The 14,054-nt window shown below is 67.9% G+C and carries 14 protein-coding genes; 2 read left to right on the top strand and 12 right to left on the bottom strand.

Annotation, left to right across the window (positions count from 1 at the left end; genetic code table 11):
* Nucleotides 1–17 precede the first annotated feature (17 nt).
* From ACIQK7_RS10010 to ACIQK7_RS09980, 7 genes are read right to left on the bottom strand one after another with little or no spacing between them, the layout of a single operon-like run.
* Nucleotides 18–1,655 carry an ABC transporter ATP-binding protein gene (locus ACIQK7_RS10010; RefSeq protein WP_403024203.1) on the bottom strand — a complete coding sequence of 546 codons (1,638 nt, stop codon included), beginning with the start codon at nucleotides 1,653–1,655 and terminating at the stop codon, nucleotides 18–20.
* 39 nt (nucleotides 1,656–1,694) lie between these two features.
* Nucleotides 1,695–2,804 carry a tRNA 2-thiouridine(34) synthase MnmA gene (gene mnmA / locus ACIQK7_RS10005; protein ID WP_403024200.1) on the bottom strand — a complete coding sequence of 370 codons (1,110 nt, stop codon included), beginning with the start codon at nucleotides 2,802–2,804 and terminating at the stop codon, nucleotides 1,695–1,697.
* Between the two features lie 31 nt (nucleotides 2,805–2,835).
* Nucleotides 2,836–3,057: a hypothetical protein gene (locus tag ACIQK7_RS10000; protein ID WP_325210502.1), complete on the bottom strand. Its 222-nt coding sequence runs from the start codon at nucleotides 3,055–3,057 to the stop codon at nucleotides 2,836–2,838.
* Nucleotides 3,057–3,398, bottom strand: a complete 342-nt coding sequence (locus tag ACIQK7_RS09995; protein ID WP_325210503.1) for a winged helix-turn-helix domain-containing protein — start codon at nucleotides 3,396–3,398, stop codon at nucleotides 3,057–3,059. The genes ACIQK7_RS10000 and ACIQK7_RS09995 overlap by 1 nt, the downstream gene beginning before the upstream one ends.
* A gap of 54 nt (nucleotides 3,399–3,452) precedes the next feature.
* Nucleotides 3,453–4,934 (bottom strand): pyridoxal phosphate-dependent decarboxylase family protein, encoded by a 1,482-nt coding sequence (locus ACIQK7_RS09990; RefSeq protein WP_403024196.1) that lies wholly within the window; start codon nucleotides 4,932–4,934, stop codon nucleotides 3,453–3,455.
* Nucleotides 4,931–6,301 carry an MFS transporter gene (locus ACIQK7_RS09985; protein WP_403024193.1) on the bottom strand — a complete coding sequence of 457 codons (1,371 nt, stop codon included), beginning with the start codon at nucleotides 6,299–6,301 and terminating at the stop codon, nucleotides 4,931–4,933. The genes ACIQK7_RS09990 and ACIQK7_RS09985 overlap by 4 nt, the downstream gene beginning before the upstream one ends.
* A 24-nt stretch (nucleotides 6,302–6,325) precedes the next feature.
* Entirely contained in the window at nucleotides 6,326–7,480 is a 1,155-nt protein-coding gene (locus tag ACIQK7_RS09980) for a cysteine desulfurase family protein (protein ID WP_403024191.1), read from the bottom strand.
* Nucleotides 7,481–7,572: 92 nt separating this feature from the next.
* Here ACIQK7_RS09980 and glgX point away from each other — a divergent pair, with 92 nt between their 5' ends.
* Together glgX and ybaK are read left to right on the top strand one after the other, a co-directional pair.
* The gene (glgX, locus tag ACIQK7_RS09975) at nucleotides 7,573–9,603 is read left to right on the top strand and encodes a glycogen debranching protein GlgX (protein ID WP_403024188.1); all 2,031 of its coding nucleotides are present in this window, start codon (nucleotides 7,573–7,575) and stop codon (nucleotides 9,601–9,603) included.
* Entirely contained in the window at nucleotides 9,603–10,076 is a 474-nt protein-coding gene (ybaK, locus tag ACIQK7_RS09970) for a Cys-tRNA(Pro) deacylase (protein WP_403024186.1), read from the top strand. The genes glgX and ybaK overlap by 1 nt, the downstream gene beginning before the upstream one ends.
* Here the strand turns inward: ybaK and ACIQK7_RS09965 are convergent.
* The 5 genes from ACIQK7_RS09965 to ACIQK7_RS09945 form a co-directional block, all read right to left on the bottom strand.
* Entirely contained in the window at nucleotides 10,026–10,673 is a 648-nt protein-coding gene (locus ACIQK7_RS09965) for a signal peptidase I (protein ID WP_403024183.1), read from the bottom strand. The genes ybaK and ACIQK7_RS09965 overlap by 51 nt on opposite strands.
* Nucleotides 10,670–11,458, bottom strand: a complete 789-nt coding sequence (locus ACIQK7_RS09960) for a hypothetical protein (protein WP_403024180.1) — start codon at nucleotides 11,456–11,458, stop codon at nucleotides 10,670–10,672. The genes ACIQK7_RS09965 and ACIQK7_RS09960 overlap by 4 nt, the downstream gene beginning before the upstream one ends.
* A 53-nt stretch (nucleotides 11,459–11,511) precedes the next feature.
* Nucleotides 11,512–12,453, bottom strand: coding sequence for a hypothetical protein (locus tag ACIQK7_RS09955; protein ID WP_403024177.1), 942 nt, complete (start codon nucleotides 12,451–12,453; stop codon nucleotides 11,512–11,514).
* Nucleotides 12,450–12,983, bottom strand: a complete 534-nt coding sequence (locus ACIQK7_RS09950; protein ID WP_403024174.1) for a hypothetical protein — start codon at nucleotides 12,981–12,983, stop codon at nucleotides 12,450–12,452. The genes ACIQK7_RS09955 and ACIQK7_RS09950 overlap by 4 nt, the downstream gene beginning before the upstream one ends.
* 96 nt (nucleotides 12,984–13,079) lie before the next feature.
* Complete coding sequence (locus tag ACIQK7_RS09945) at nucleotides 13,080–13,655, bottom strand: alternate-type signal peptide domain-containing protein (RefSeq protein ID WP_403024171.1); 576 nt, start codon at nucleotides 13,653–13,655, stop codon at nucleotides 13,080–13,082.
* Nucleotides 13,656–14,054: the final 399 nt, after the last annotated feature.

Below are 14,054 nucleotides of genomic sequence, written 5' to 3'. Positions count from 1 at the left end.
GTGCCAGGGCCGAGGGCTCAGGCTGAGGCGCGCTCGTTGCCCGGGATGGCCGCCAGCAGCGCCTTCGTGTACTCGTGCTGCGGGTTCTGGAACAGTTCCTCGCTCGGCGCCGCCTCGACGATACGACCGTCCTTCATGACACAGACGTAGTCGCTGATGAGCCGCACGACCGCGAGGTCATGGCTGATGAAGACGTAACTGAGCCCGAGCTTCACCTGCAGGTCGTCGAGCAGCGTGAGCACCTGCGACTGCACGAGCACGTCGAGGGCCGAGACCGGTTCGTCGCACACGATGAGATCGGGGTCGAGTGCGAGCGCTCGTGCGATTGCGACGCGCTGTCGCTGGCCGCCGCTCAACTCGGAGGGGTATCGCTTTGCCGTGTCGCTCGGCAGGGCGACCTGTTCCAGCAGTTCGCGAACCTTGGCCCGGCGCTCGGTGGGGGTACCGCGGCGGTAGACCTTGAGCGGTTCCTCGATGATCCGCTCGACCGTGAACGAGGGGTTGAGCGAGGAATACGGGTCCTGGAAGATCGGCTGCACCCGCTGGCGGAAGTCGCGGAGTTGCGCCTTCGAGAGACTCGCAACGTCATTGCCGTCGAAGAGGATGGAGCCGCTGGTGGGCTCGACGACGCGCAGCAGCATCCGTGCCGTCGTGGTCTTGCCCGAACCCGACTCCCCCACGATCGCGACCGTCGTGCCGCGCGGCACGTCGATCGTCACGTCGTCGGCGGCGACGAAGTCGCCCGCCTTGCCGCGCCGGCGGAACACCTTCGTGAGCCCCCGCACCTCCATGATGTTCTCGTGTTGCGCGTCGGAGGCCGCGTGCCGCTGCGGCTGCTCGCGAATGGCGGCGATGCTCGGCGCTGCCGCGACGAGCCGGCGCGTGTACTCATGTTCGGGTGCCGTGAGGATCTGCTGGGCCGGCCCCGTCTCGACAGTGCGCCCCCGGCTCATGACGACGACGCGGGAGGCGCGCTCGGCCGCGAGGCCGAGGTCGTGCGTGATGAGGAGCACGCTTGTACCGATCTCGTCGGTCATCCGCTCGATCTGGTCGAGAATCGTGCGCTGCACTGTCACGTCGAGCGCGCTGGTCGGCTCGTCCGCGATCAGCAGGCGCGGACGGCAGGCAAGCCCGATCGCGATGAGCGCGCGCTGGCGAAGGCCGCCCGAGAGTTCGTGGGGGTACTGCTTGGCGCGCTGGGCAGGGTCGGGGATGCCCGCCGACGCCAGCACCTCGATCACCTTGCGGTCGACGTCCCGTCGCGTCGCCATTTCATGCGCGAGGAGCGTCTCGGCCACCTGCGTGCCGATCTTGGAGACGGGGTTGAGGTTCGACATGGGGTCTTGCGGCACGAGCCCGATCGAGGCGCCCCGGATGCTACGAAGCTGCGACTCCTTGGCCCCCACTAGTTCGGCACCGTCGAAGAGGATACTGCTGCCGGCGCCGACGCGAGCATTCCCCGGCAGGAGGCCGATGATCGCCATGGCGCTCGTCGACTTGCCGGAGCCTGACTCCCCCACGATGGCGACCGTCTCGCCCTGAGCGATCTCGAGGGAGAAGTCCGTGACCGCCTCGACGGGGCCTGACTCGGTCGAGAAACTAATCGCGAGGTCGCGAACGCTGAGGAGTGGGGCGTGCTGTGGGGCATCCGTCATTCCCCCATTGTGCCGCAGGGCACCCCAGTTCGGGGGCGTTCAGTGCGCGGCGAGCGGCGCCGCACTCACGGTGCGGTCGATCGTGCACTGGCCGAGCACGCGCGTGCCGACGTAGACAACGGCGGTCTGACCCGTCGAGACACCATTGAGGGGCACGTCGGGACGGATGATCAGCTCGCCCGTCTCGACATGGGCCAGTGCCGAAACGGGGTCTGAGTGTGCCCGCACCTGCACGTGGCAGGCGAAGGGCGTTGCGGCGTCGGCGGGAGGAAGGCCCGCCCAGCTGAATCGGCTCCCCGCGATCTCGGCGAGGTCGAGCGCCTCGCGCGGACCGACGACGACCGTGTTCTGCTTGGGCTGGATGTCGAGCACGTAGCGGGGGCGGCCGTCCACGCTGGGGATGCCGAGATTGAGTCCCTTGCGCTGGCCGATCGTGAACGCGGCGGCGCCCTCGTGCTTGCCGACTTTGTTGCCCTCGCGATCGAGGATGATGCCGGGCTCGGCGCCCAGCCGCTCGGCGAGCCAGCCGCGAGTGTCGCCGTCGGGAATGAAGCAGATGTCGTGGCTGTCGGGCTTGCTCGCGACGCTGAAGCCGCGCTCGGCCGCTTCAGCCCGCACTTCCGCCTTGGAGGGCGTGTCCGCCAGCGGGAACATGCAGTGCTTCAGCTGCTCGGCCGTGAGCACGCCCAGCACATAGGACTGGTCCTTGGCCCAGTCGGCCGCGCGGTGGAGTTCACGATTGCCGTGCTCGTCCTCACGGATCGCGGCGTAGTGGCCGGTGACGACAGCGTCGAAGCCGAGGTCGATTGCCTTCTCGAGGAGCGCCGCGAACTTGATCTTCTCGTTGCAGCGCATGCAGGGGTTAGGTGTGCGACCCGCCTCATACTCGGCGATGAAATCATCGACGACGTCTTCTTTGAAGCGCTCCGAGAAATCCCACACGTAGTACGGGATGCCCATGATGTTGGCGGCGCGCTGCGCGTCCATCGAGTCCTCGATCGTGCAGCATCCACGGCTGCCCGTACGCAGTGTGCCCGGCATGCGGCTCAGCGCGAGGTGCACGCCGACGACCTCATGACCCGCGTCGACCGCGCGCGCGGCAGCAACCGCGGAGTCCACCCCGCCACTCATCGCCGCCAAAATCTTCATCGCAGCAGTCTACGCGGCGACATCTGAGCGGTCACGGGATGTCGGTGAGCGTCTTCTCGACGGCGCCGAGACGCGAGTCAATCGCATCGAGACGGGCGATGAGCCGCTCGTTGACGGCGGTGTTCTGCTCGAGCGCCTCCGCGACCTTGTTGTTGCGTTCAGCGAAGATTCTGCCGAGCGTGATGAGTCCGCCGACGATGATGGCGACGATCGCGATCCACGCGAACCACGGGATATAGGCCAAGGCTTCCATCAGTTGTCTCCTGTCTGTGTGTCGCCGGCGCCCTCTGCGTCGGCATTGCTCTTTGCGACGGCGTCCACGAGCGTGGCGGCGTCGATGGTGAGACTGAAGGGCACGACCTCGAAGTACTTGAGCGCCTTGCCGTCGTCGCTGAGTTCGAGATGGCCGGTGACGAAGCCAGCCTCCTCGAGCTTGTTGAGATGCATGTAGAGGAGGGCGCGCGACATTCCTACCCTTCGGGCAAGCTCGCTGACGTGAAGCCGCTCTCCTTCGAGGAGGGCGATGATGCGCATCCGCTGCGCGCTCGAGATCGCGGTGAGGCGCGAGCTCAGAGCGTCAACATCGACATCCAAGACCCCACCCCCTCGCACCTGTCATAAGAAACTTACAGGTGCAAGGATGTCCGGTCAAGCGCTGGGCTCGACGAGCCGTGCGAGGAGCTCGATGAGCAGACGCTCGGTGACCTCAGGCGGCAGCGCCTCCATGAGTGAGAGCACGGGAGCCATGCGGTCCGGCAGTGCGCCGCCCGCACCGCCGAGACCAAGGCCCTGCAACACGGACGCCGCGGTCTGCGAGTCCATGCCGCCAGCGCCCGCTGCGGCCAGCACGCCGGCCGGAAGCGACGCAAGGGCATCGTGCGCGGCCACCGCGGGGACGCCTCGGACCTCGTCGGCACCCGCCCGCAGTGCAGCCCCGAGCTCCTCCAGCACACTCTCAGTCACGGGCGTGATGGTGAGGTGCGTCGTCTTTGATAGGCGGACGCCGTTTGGCTGCACGATCCCTGGCTGCTGCTGCAGGAGCCAACCGCGCTGGCGCACCGCGTCGGCCCAGTGGTGCGGGTCGACCTGACGTGCGGCGGCTGCCGCGACATCCGTTTCAACAGCGAACAGCGGACCGACAGGCGAGCCCACGACGCGGAGTCCCTCGATCCCGTCGACGACCTCGCGCAGCGTCTCGGTCGCACGTCGCATGCTCGCGGTCAGTTCAGCGAAGCTCTCCTCCTCCAGGCGCTCGATGATGGCCCAGGCGGCCGCAAGGGAACCGGCGGACTTCGACCCCATCATCGTCGGGTTCACCACCGGATACCCCGGCCAGCGGGTCGTCGCGAAGTACTGCGCGCGGTGACGATCGAGTCCGCGATGCAGCAGCACCGACGCACCCTTCGGTGCGTAGCCGTACTTGTGCAGGTCGGCGGAGATGCTCGTGACTCCCTCGACCGCGAAGTCCCACCGTGGCACGCCACCCCACCAGGGCAGCGCCCACCCGCCGATGCAGGCGTCGACGTGGCATGGGATCCCTGCGACGGATGCCGCGGCGGCGATCTCCTCGATGGGGTCGAGGCTCGCGTGCGGATACGCGGGTGCCGAGACCACGACGAGCGCGACATCCGCCGACAACCGGCCGATCAGGTCGTCCGCCGCGACGGAACCGTCGGGGCCGACCGGCACGAGGTCGAGCTCGAGCCCGAAGTAGTGCGCAGCCTTGTGGAACGCGGCGTGCACGGTCACAGGAGCGACGATCCGCGGCACCCCCACACCGCCTTCGGCTCGCCACAGGTCTCTCGCGGTCTTGACCGCCAGGAGGCAGCTCTCCGTGCCGCCCGAGGTGACGGAGCCGACGACCGCGTCGTCGCCATGAAGCATCCGTCGTGCGAATCCCACGACCTCGCGCTCCATGGTCGCGACGGATGGGAACGTCGTCGGATCGAGGCCATTGACCGGCTGCATGATGCGGATCGCCTGTGCTGCGAGCTCGTCGAGTTCCGCGAGGCCGGAGTCGTAGACGTAGGAGAGCACGCGTCCGCCGTGCGTCGGGGCATCCGCCTCGCGCAGCAATCGCAGGCGGTCGAGGATGGCGTTGGACTCTGGGCTCAGCGGGGTCGCGGTCATGGTGTCTCCTGCGATGTCGGAATGAGCTGTGGTTCGTCGGTGTCTGCCCGGCGAAGGCGATAGCGGCGAAGCAGGAGCAGGCTCGCGAGCATGAAGGCCGCGGGCACGACGCTGAAGCTGAGCACGATGCCGTCGATCGCCGCGTCGGGCTGCACGGCAGCGACTCCCGCGACGCTCTCGACGTAGCCGCTGAGGGCGAGCACGATCGTGAGCGCCGTCGCGCCGAACGCCATGCCGGTGGTCTCGCCCGCCGTCCACACTCCCCCGAAGATGCCGGCGCGGCTGAGCCCTGTCACCCGCTCGTCGTGCGAGATCACATCGGGAAGCATCGCCATGGGAAGCGACTGCATGCCCGCGTATGCTCCGCCCGCCACCGCCACTGGGATGTAGACCCAGGCGCCGGGTGCCCAGAGGAGGCCCAGCATCGACAGCGCGGCAAGGCTGAACAGCACGCTCGCAACCACGAAGGCGCGGTGCTTGCCCACGCGACGAGACACCCGCCCCCAGACGGGCGCGAGCAGGAGCGCGGGCGCGATGAGCGCGGCGAAGAGTAGCGTCACGGCGTCCTCGGAGCGGAGCACCCACGTCGCGACATACTGTGCGCCCGCGAGCATCAGGCCCGTCGCGAGGCCCTGCAGCACGAAGGTCGCGAGGAGGGCGCGGAACGGCTGGCTCGAGCGCAGTGCCGCGAGCCCGCCGCGGTACGACTCCGCGAGCGACGTCGTCGGCGCTGCCCCAGGCGAGGCGACGGGCGCAACGCGCGAGGAGATGAGCATCCCGCCCCCGATGACGAGCCCCGCGACGACCGCCATGAGCAGGTACCCGGCACGCGGATCATCGCCGAGGCCGCGCAATACCGGCCCGCCTGCGCCGAAGAGGAGGATGGCGAGGGTCAGCACGACGACCCGCCACGTGAGCAGGCGGGTGCGGTCGTCATAACCCGCCGTGAGCTCGGCGGGCAGCGCGATGTACGGCACCTGGAAGAGGCTGAACGCCGTCGCGCAGAGCAGGAACGCGAGCGCGACCCACACGGCGGATGCGACCGGCCCGATCCCCGCAGGAACAGCGAAGGTCAGCACGAAGAAGATCGGCAGCGCGACGCCGCCGAGCACCATGAAACGTCGCCGAGACCCGGTCGCGGCGAGGCTTGCGTCGCTGCGCGCGCCGATGACGGGGTCGATGATGACGTCCCAGATCTTCGCGAGCGTGACGACCAGCCCCGCGGCGAGCGCCGCAACGCCGAGCGTGTCGGTCAGGTAGTAGACAAGCACGAGGCCCGGAAGCGTGCCGAAGCCGCCCGTCCCGAGCGAACCGACCGCGTAGGTCGCGATCGACCTTCGGCTGACTGTCTGCGCCATTGCATCCATGGCGCCAGCATATTGGCGGCGGTCTCAGACGGCGCGATCGCTGTAGCCCGCGCGCCGCGCACGCTCGACCGCGGCGGGGAGGGCCGCCAGGAGGGCGTCGACATCGGCCTCGGTCGAGTCGTGGCCGAGGGTGAAGCGCAGCGCGCTGCGAGCATCCGCTTCGGTCAGCCCCATGCCGAGCAGCACGTGCGAGGGCTCCGGGATGCCGGCTTGGCAGGCCGAGCCCGTGCTCGCCGAGATGCCCGCCATGTCGAGCATGAACAGCAGCGAGTCGCCCTGGCAGCCCTCGAAGGTGAAGTGGGCATTGTTGTCCAGTCGGTGCTCGGGGTCTCCCCGCAGCACGGCCCCCTCGACGCTGGCGAGCACGCCCTCAATGAGGCGGTCGCGGAGAGGCTCGAGGGAGGAGAGCGGATGCTGCGCCGCGACGCCGAACGCGATGGCACCTGGGGCATCCTGCGTTCCCGACCTCACGTTGCGCTGCTGCCCTCCCCCGTGGAGCAGCGGCTCGACCGTAGCGCTTCGGGAGAGAGCGAGGGCGCCGATGCCGAGCGGACCACCGATCTTGTGTGCGGAGATGCTGATGGCGGATGCTCCGCTGTCGCGCAGGGAGACGGGCAGGTGCCCGTAGGCCGAGACAGCGTCCACGTGCACGGGCACCCCGTGGGCTGCGGCGAGCGCCGTGAGCTCCCCGACGGGCTGGATGGTGCCCACCTCGTTGTTGGCCCAGAGGAGGGTGAGGAGGGCGATGTCGTCGTGCTCGCGCAGCGCGCTGTCGACGGCGGCGACGTCGATGCGGCCCACGGCGTCGATCGGCAGCCAGTCGATGACGGCACCCTCGTGTGTGGCCAGCCACTCGACCGTGTCGATCGTCGCGTGGTGCTCGCCGCGCGGCACGAGGATCCTGGGCCTCGATGCGCCCGCGGCATTGCGCGCCCAGAAGAGTCCCTTGACGCCGAGGTTGACCGCCTCTGTGCCGCCCGAGGTGAACACGACCTCGATGGGGTCGCAGCCGAGCGATGCCGCGACCTGCTCGCGCGCCTCCTCGAGCATCCGCTTGGCGTTCTGGCCGTGGGCGTGGATGGATGCCGGGTTGCCGACGAGGTCGAGCGCCGCCACATAGGCGTCGCGCACGGCAGGCAGCATGGGCGTCGTGGCCGCGTGGTCCAGGTAGACCGGCATGCTGCTCCTTGCAGGTGAAGTGCTCGTTCCAGAACCCGTATTGGGGTAGCCCTCGTAACCGGCGTGACACGGGCCCTCATTACTCTAGAACGATGGCCTCCCACGATCCTCTGCGCGACCTCGGGGTGCGCGCCGGCGAGGGCGGCGGCGAGCTCCGCGTGTGGTCAGCCCATGCGACTGCGGTCGAGGTGTGCCTCTTCGACCACGCCGATGCCAATCGCATCGTGGCGACGGCCCCACTCAGCCGCGACGAGCATGATGTGTGGGCGGTGCGGCATCCGCTGCTTGTACCGGGTGCCCGCTACTCGTTGCGGGTGCGCGGCGAGGGCGAGCGCTTCGATGACCGGCGGAACCTGCTCGACCCCTATGCCAGGGGGCTCGTGCGGAGCCCGAGTGGCGAGTGGCGTTCCTATGTGCAGGATGACGCCTTTGACTGGTGTGGTGCGCAGAAACCGCGTGTGCCGCTCGATCACACGGTCATCTATGAGGCGCACGCCAAGGGCATCTCGAAGCTCAACCCTGCGGTGCCGGAGGAGTTCCGTGGAACCTATGCGGGCCTCGCCCATGAGACGGCGATCGCGCAGCTGAAGGACCTGGGTGTGACCACCATCCAACTGCTGCCGGTGCACCAGTCGGTGAGCGAGGAACGGCTCACGAAGCTCGGCTTCAGCAACTACTGGGGCTACAACACGCTCAACTTCTTCACGCCCCACACGGAATATGCGTCGGCCGCCGCCCAAGCCGGTGGTACCGCGGCGGTACTGCGCGAGTTCAAGGGCATGGTCAAACTGCTCCACGAGGCCGGCCTCGAGGTCATTCTCGATGTCGTCTACAACCACACCTCCGAGCAGGGACCGGGCGGGCCCACGACAAGCTTCCGAGGGATCGACGATGCCTCCTACTACCGGCAGGATGCCGACGGCAACTACATCGACGTCACCGGATGCGGCAACTCCCTCGATACCTCGGTGCCTGCGGTGCAGCGGCTCATCCTCGATTCGCTGCGGTACTGGGCGAACGAGGTGCAGGTCGACGGGTTCCGCTTCGACCTGGCCGCGACGCTGGGGCGCAATGCTGCCCACGAGTTCGACCCCGAGCATCCGCTGCTCAAGGCAATCGTCGAGGACCCGCAGCTGCAGGGCGTGAAGATGATCGCCGAACCGTGGGATGTCGGCGCTGGCGGCTGGCAGACCGGCAACTTCCCCACAGGCTGGATGGAATGGAACGACGGCTACCGCGACCGGATGCGCGACTTCTGGCTCTCGGACATCGCCGCAGAGCGTCACCACGGCACCGCGAGCCAGGGCATCGGCAGCATGACGCGGCGCTTCGCAGGCTCCGCGCACGTCTTCAGCCAGGAGCGCGGACCGCTCGCGAGCGTCAACTTCATCACGGCCCACGACGGTTTCACGATGGCCGACCTCACCTCGTACAACCGCAAGCACAACCTCGGCAACGGCGAGTTCAACCGAGACGGCACCGACAACAACCACTCCTTCAACCACGGGTGGGAGGGACCGACCGACGACCCCGAGATCACCACATCTCGACGCAAGGCCATGCGCAACCTCCTCGGTACGCTGCTGCTGTCGGCGGGCATCCCCATGATCACGGCGGGCGACGAGTTCGGCCGCAGCCAGCGCGGCAACAACAACGCCTACTGCCACGATGACGAGCTCAGCTGGTTGCCGTGGGAGCACGAGGAGTGGCAGCGCGACCTGTTCGAGATCTCCAAGAAGTTGCTGCGACTGCGGCGGGAGAACCCCGCGCTGCGCCCCGTGCGCTTCGGCAAGCTGGGCGAGAAGGTGCCGTCGGCGAGCGAGATGCACTGGTACAACGCTGCGGGCGCCGAGATGTCGATCGAGGACTGGGACTCCCCTGCCCAGCGCGTCTCCCAGTACCTTGCGGCGTCGACACCCGAGCATGAGGAGTTCAACCGCATCCTCCTCGTTGTGCAGGGGCGCGAGTCGGAGGAGTTCGTGTGCCTGCCGGAGCATCCGGGCGTCAGCGACTACGTGCTGCTGTGGGATTCGGCCCTCGACATCACTGGGCCCGACGTGCACGCGCCCGGCTCGAAGGTGCGGATGGCGCCGACGTCGATGCAACTCTTTCTGGCCCGCTGATGGCGGTCGGCACCCCTGCGACCGTGGCATTGGATGCTGCGGGCATCCGCTACTCGGTGCACAGCTACGAGCACGACCCCAGCAACACGAACTTCGGGCTTGAGGCAGCGGAGGCGATCGGCGTCGACCCCGACCGCGTCTTCAAGACCCTGCTCGCGGATGTCGATGGTCGCCTCATCGTGGGCATCGTGCCCGTCTCGGGCAAGCTCGACCTTAAAGCGCTCGCTGCGGCGGTCGGCGGCAAGAGGGCGGTCATGGCCGACCCCGCCGTCGCCCAGCGCCGCACCGGCTACGTCGTGGGCGGCATCAGCCCGATCGGGCAGAAGATGCGCCACGACACCGTGGTCGACGAGACGGCCGAGCTGTGGGACACCGTCTTTGTGAGCGGTGGACGCCGCGGGCTCGACCTGGAGCTCGCGCCGTCAGACCTTGTGCGCGTCACCGACGCGCTCGTGTTCGACATCGCCCGCTGACCGGGTCTCGCCCTCCGCGACCGCCGGGGCGGAGCGCCTCTTCTTCTTCACCGCCACCGCGATGCCGCTAGCGATCATGTAGCCGGCATAGAGGAACAGGCCGATCGCGATCGTGGGGACGATCCATCCGCGATTGGCACCATTGACGAGGTTGTTGACATAGCCGATCCACGGCACTGAATACCAGAGCTCGCCCTGCACCTGCACGGAGAGCACCGGCGCCGCGTCCTCGACGTCATTGTTGTCGCCCTTCGTCGTGAACGAGCGAGTGCCATCCGACGAATTCGTGATGCCCGTCACTCGGTGGGTGACGACCCCCTCCTTGCCGGATTCGATCTGGTAGGTGATCACGTCGCCCACCTTGACCTGCATGGGGTCAACTGGGCGCACGATGACCAGCGTTCCCGGTGGCAGCTTTGGCTCCATGGAACTGGTCAGCACTGTGAGGGGGGTTGCTCCCACCGCTATAGGGACCACGATGACAAGGAGACCGAGAAGGACGACGAACGCGAGGAGGCCCGCGCTCGCACCGACCCCGAGGTAATAGAGGATCCCGCGAGGCTTGGCCCCGTCGGTCTGCGCTCGCTTGCCAGTCACGGGGCACCCCCAGCCTCGACCGGGGCCCCAGGATCCTCGTCCGTCCTACGGCGCTTCCCGAGCAGGAACACGAATCCGCCCGCGGCCATCGCCCCCACCAGGATCAACACCAGGTACTCCTCGAACAACTGCCAGGTGTTGGGGTCGATGACGATCCCCCCAGGCAGGTTGAGCACCGGCAGATCACCAGAGGCTTGCGGACCATCCGTCGCAGGGAGGGTGGTTGAGGGCAGCCCGATGGACTGGCCCGACGCGGCCGGGCTCCGGCCCGGCGCACCCACGACCCCGATCGACACATCGCTGCCACCGCAGCTCGTGGGGGCCAGGCTGCCCGGCCTCGTGTCACTCAGCGCTGCGGCGAGCGCCGCCGTCGCGGTGGCCCCCTGCCCGAGCATGCCGTCAAGGTTGCCGAAGTGGAGCAGCGTGTCGACCCGGATCGCCTGGCCCGGCTGCAGCACGGTCCCCTCGTTCAGCACCCAGCAGGGTTGCGCGAGGCTTACGGCAGAGCGCGGTCCCTGGCTTCCGCCGACGGTTGCCTGGAGCGTAAGCGCATTCGCGAAGTCGAGGTCGTCGAAGGTGACGCCCTCGAGGGTGACGCGCAGGTAGCCGGCCTCGTCCCCGCTGTTGCGGAGCCAGAATGACTCAAGCTGCTCGTCGCCCGGAACCACGGCACCGAGCGCATCGAAGAGCACGCCCGTGAAGTTCTTGGAGTAGCTCGTACCGTCCGCGCTCACCTCGAGGTTTCCGGATGCTGCATGCGCGGGCAGCGCGCCACCCGCCAGCATTGCGGCGACCGTTATTGCACCCAGGGCCAGAACTCCGATTGGTTTCCGCCGCGTCATCCGATCGCTCCGCATCGCACGTCGTTGCCTGAGATGAAGCCGACGGGGTCGTAAGTCGTCACCGTGAGGGGGTTCGACGCTTCGGATTGGACCGAGCCCGCGAAAGCGCGCACCGTGATCGTTCCACCCTGGGTGATCACCGCGGTACTGCCGTTCGCGGTGAACTCAGTCCCCGTGATTGCCGAACCGATGGCGACACCGTTGCGGTAGAGCCGGTAGGACGTTGCGCCGGGCACGGCCGTCCACACGATGCGGGCCGTGTCGTAGGTGTAGAAGATCGTCCAGCGCGTTCCACTGATGCAATCCACGATCCTCGGCGCCGCAAGGCCCGCAACGTTCTGCGTGAACGATCGCGTCGTACTCGCATCCGTCGCGCTCCAGTTGTCGCCTACCCGTCCGGAGAAGGTCAGGGTGGGTGTCAGGGAAAGGCCAGCCGCCTCCCCCAGCGTGCCGGTCAACGTCGTTGCAACGCAGAGCACGACGGAGCCGGAGGCGGGAACGGAAACAAACCCCGCCGGGAGGGAGAGAGCGGGAGCCGACAACGCTGCCGACGCTTTGACCGTCGGCGCCGCCGGGATGGAGGTGGGGCACGTGTTGCCTGAGCTGGCCCACACCGTGAGAGTGACGTTGCCTGCGGGCAGCGCGCCGGTCGTCGCGATGGCAACAGACGTCAGAGGCAGGGCGACCGACCCCGAGTTGCTGAGCGTGACGGGCACGATCTTCGAGGTGTCGACGTTCGTGTAGGTGTGGCCGAGGCTCGAAATGCCAGAACTGGCGAGCGCGATAGTGCCGTTCGCCGCCACGGAGGACGCGGTCGTGGAGGCGCTCCAAGCCGCGAAGCTCACGGTGGACCCCATCGCCAGGATGAGGGCAAGGGCGATGGCGATGGTCGTGCGGGGACGGATCAGCCGCGCCGTGCGTCTGCTGGCGTCGTTCACTGCTGGACTCCGCTCAGTGTGATCTTGAACTGCGTGCTCTGTCCTGCGGCCGCGAGGTCCGCGGATGCGGGCATCTGGACGACGAAGCACAGTACTGCCGACTGGCTGGGTTGCAGCGTCGCGAGAGCGGTCCCGAGCGGTGCCCCAGCGGCTGGAAGCCCGCTGCAATCGCCCGTAGCGACTCCGCCCGAAAGCGCGGCGGCCGGATTTGAGCTGGCGACCGACGAGACTGAGACGCTGAGTGGCACGTCGCCCGTGTTGCTCACCGTGAATGGCGAGCGCTGCACGACCCCCGGGGAGAAGGTAGTCATTGCTGCGGGCTCCGTCGCGGCGAGGCTCGCACTGCCGGCCGTGACCATCACGCCCGCTCCTGAACTCGTCGAGGCGTTGAGGTAGGCATAGGTGCCGCCGGTACCAAGGGCAGCGATGACGACTGCCGCGCCCACGCTGAGCGTGAGACTCACAAGTCTGCTGAGGATGCTTGAGGGACGACCGGTGCCGGCGGGCGCGGGGTGCACTGCTTCCGTCATGATCATCACCTCCTCTGGTTCCTGACTTCTGTCGTTCTGTTGCCTGGGCATGCCGAAGTGCCGGGCACGCCGCGACGCAGCGTGCCCGGCTGGGCGTCAGTTGGTCTGCGAGACCGTGACGGCGAAGCCGCTGAGGTCCACGCGACCTGCCATGGCTCCGTTCTCGGCGCCAGCGGCACCGTTCGGGAACGTGATGGTGGCCGACACGGTGACGTCGGTGGTTCCGGCGTTGACGGCCAGCGTCGAGCCGGACGTGCCGTTGACGGCGAACGTGGCGCTGCTGCCGAGAAGGTTGGCGAGGGAGGTGTCTGCGGTCGTGGGCGAGCTGGGCACGGAGATCGCCGAGCCGGACAGCGCGAGCTCGGCCTCCAGGTTGTCGCCCGTCGCGGTGACCGTGAAGTCACGCGAGAAGGTCAGCTGGTCGCCGGGAACAGCACGGAAGGTGGCGATGTTCGCGACCGTCTGCGGAGCCCCAGTGCCGTGCTTGACGGTCCAGGTGCCGTTGCTGCCAGCCTTGGCCTGCACGTTCAGCGTGCCCGCCGTGATGGTCGCCGAGCTTCCAGTGTTGGCCGCCGACACGGACGAGTTCCACGAAGCGAGCGTGCCCGCCCCACCGAGGAGCAGTGCGATGCCAGCTGCGCCGGCGATGGAGCCCTTGAGAAGCTTGTTCATGATGTTTCCTTTCGCTGGACATCGCGAAGGATGCCGGGTTGGGTGACCCCGAGGCGCGCACGCTGACGCTGCCCCGGGTAGGGCGTGTGGCGTCCGTGCAAGACGTTTCGGGTTGTCTTGTGTGGGTTCCCTCGCGGGGGTCTAAGCCGCTCGGGTCGTGGTGCTGGTAAGGCTTGGGATGAGCGATCTACCGTCCGATATTTCGCTTTGGGTGTTCCCCCCGCACATGACTGTACGAACGTGTCTGTCCTGTCGCACCGAATCTCTGTCCCCAATCGTGGGGGTCCCCCTAAATATGGACCCATCTCGTCCCCCGAATTCGGCGAAATGTCCCCCCTAAAGCCCTGTGGATGCTGCTCGTCCCTCCCTGCGCGTGAAGGGAGCGAGTACGGTCAAGAT

This window comes from Salinibacterium sp. GXW1014, from assembly GCF_044769865.1.
GTDB lineage: Bacteria > Actinomycetota > Actinomycetes > Actinomycetales > Microbacteriaceae > Homoserinimonas.
Note: the sequence above shows the minus strand (reverse complement) of the source record. Positions and strands in the feature narration are given on the sequence as shown.

Excerpts from the sequence above, each read along its gene's own strand:
- mnmA (WP_403024200.1), bottom strand. The coding sequence starts at position 2,804 with ATGAAGATTTTGGCGGCGATGAGTGGCGGGGTGGACTCCGCGGTTGCT.
- ACIQK7_RS09980 (WP_403024191.1), bottom strand. The coding sequence starts at position 7,480 with ATGCCGGTCTACCTGGACCACGCGGCCACGACGCCCATGCTGCCTGCC.
- ACIQK7_RS09985 (WP_403024193.1), bottom strand. The coding sequence starts at position 6,301 with ATGGATGCAATGGCGCAGACAGTCAGCCGAAGGTCGATCGCGACCTAC.
- glgX (WP_403024188.1), top strand. The coding sequence starts at position 7,573 with ATGGCCTCCCACGATCCTCTGCGCGACCTCGGGGTGCGCGCCGGCGAG.
- ACIQK7_RS09945 (WP_403024171.1), bottom strand. The coding sequence starts at position 13,655 with ATGAACAAGCTTCTCAAGGGCTCCATCGCCGGCGCAGCTGGCATCGCA.
- ybaK (WP_403024186.1), top strand. The coding sequence starts at position 9,603 with ATGGCGGTCGGCACCCCTGCGACCGTGGCATTGGATGCTGCGGGCATC.
- ACIQK7_RS09960 (WP_403024180.1), bottom strand. The coding sequence starts at position 11,458 with ATGCTGGCGGGTGGCGCGCTGCCCGCGCATGCAGCATCCGGAAACCTC.
- ACIQK7_RS10010 (WP_403024203.1), bottom strand. The coding sequence starts at position 1,655 with ATGACGGATGCCCCACAGCACGCCCCACTCCTCAGCGTTCGCGACCTC.
- ACIQK7_RS09950 (WP_403024174.1), bottom strand. The coding sequence starts at position 12,983 with ATGACGGAAGCAGTGCACCCCGCGCCCGCCGGCACCGGTCGTCCCTCA.
- ACIQK7_RS10000 (WP_325210502.1), bottom strand. The coding sequence starts at position 3,057 with ATGGAAGCCTTGGCCTATATCCCGTGGTTCGCGTGGATCGCGATCGTC.
- ACIQK7_RS09990 (WP_403024196.1), bottom strand. The coding sequence starts at position 4,934 with ATGACCGCGACCCCGCTGAGCCCAGAGTCCAACGCCATCCTCGACCGC.